Genomic DNA, 1,476 nt, shown 5'->3' on the forward strand with positions numbered 1-1,476 from the left:
ATGTCCCCACATGGTCTCCGTTCCCCCAAAGATTTTCTTCGCCAGTAGTTCATAACAGTTAATTGGATCAAACTCCTGATACTGGCCGTTCTGCCCCTGCTCGTTACTGACGTAATTGGGATGAATTTCGGCGCTCAGGTATTTAAAGCCTTCTTTGGTGACTTTGCTGATGCCGAGTTCGTACCACTCCACCTCTGCACGTAATCGACCGCGGTCGGTAAACAGGCGACGCACCACCACCCCGTCACCGTTTTCAGGCTGGTGCGCAATGTCGATATTGATTTCATGGCCATAGACGTTCTCTTTGAAGTTTTTGACCAGGGCATCGAACATTTGCTGGGTCAGTTCGAATTCGCCGTAACGCGGATCGTAAAATTTGCCGGTTCGGGTAATAGCGACAACACTGCGTTTACTGATGCTGTGGGTATCCACCTTCACAGCATCCGACAGGAGATGAGTGGCCCCGCTGGCCGGTGCTGCATGAGTGCCAGCACAACAATGGCGGAAAGGAAGGATTGTTTGCTCATGTCTCTGCCCTAAAACGGAAAAAGCCCCAGAGGGTAAACTGAGGGGCTCGGTCGCCATCAATGTGGGGAGAGTGGCAGAGGATTGGAAGCGATGGGAGGGGATAAGACAATTAAAATCGTGCTTACATTTAGGATATAGCTGATTTACAGACCATTTTAGATATTTTATCATCAAGAATTATTCAACATGATGAGCATTCTTATGATAAATGATAATCCTGCATCTCGTCTTCTAGTTATACTTCAGGAAGGTAAAAAAGTTAAAATCGATGCGAATACCACAGTGACATGGAAACAACTACTCAGAGTGCCTCCACATGGTTTGCACTCAGATTCTAAGCTCATGGCTAAATTAGGCCAATTTATGTTGCTTCCACACGAAGTTCAAAAACTAATAGGTCAATTCTATCCAGAACAAAGTCAAGATTTAAAATACTGCATCAGTCGAATTCAAACAGCTCTAACTGAGCAAAATTTAAAGGGAAATTGGCATTCCTTTATTTCTCATATCGATGACCACACGATCAGTACTCTATCTATGTCTTCGGTGCTTTTAGATCATAAACTCGAAACAAAGTTAATAAAATCAGATGAACTAGATAGCCTAAAAGAAAAAATATCGAATGTATTAAGTGAAACCATTAAGGCCGAATTACCAGAAGAGTTTAAAAAATTCATTACTCACTATTTAAAAAAAATATTATCGAGTATTGATGACTATTTCATTTCAGGTGCAGTACCTATTCTCGATGCCTTAGAAGCTACTCTTGGGCATGCTGTACTTGATCCTTCATTTAAAGAGACTCTAACAAAAACACCTATCGGTGGAAAAATCAGAACAGTATTGGGTGATGTTGCAAATATCGTTACAGTTGCTGCGGCAGCATCTGGAGCTGTTACTTATCTGAGCACATCTGGTTTCCCACTTTTAGCATCTTGATCAATTAAT

Annotated in this window: 1 protein-coding gene and 1 pseudogene; one reads left to right on the forward strand and one right to left on the reverse strand. The window is 42.1% G+C overall.

The features are described 5' to 3' along the window. A pseudogene (locus KCG43_RS21235) lies at positions 1-432 on the reverse strand (hypothetical protein); the annotation flags it as partial. A 282-nt stretch (positions 433-714) separates the two neighbouring features. On the opposite strand from KCG43_RS21235, the gene KCG43_RS21240 reads away from it, so the two are divergent. Next, positions 715-1,467, forward strand: coding sequence for a hypothetical protein (locus KCG43_RS21240; protein ID WP_161458599.1), 753 nt, complete (start codon positions 715-717; stop codon positions 1,465-1,467). Positions 1,468-1,476 lie beyond the last annotated feature (9 nt).

It is taken from the genome of Photobacterium sp. WH24 (assembly GCF_019204055.1).
Taxonomy (GTDB): Bacteria; Pseudomonadota; Gammaproteobacteria; order Enterobacterales; family Vibrionaceae; genus Photobacterium; species Photobacterium arenosum.

Coding starts and splice junctions, on each gene's coding strand:
- KCG43_RS21240 (WP_161458599.1), top strand. CDS start 715: ATGATGAGCATTCTTATGATAAATGATAATCCTGCATCTCGTCTTCTA.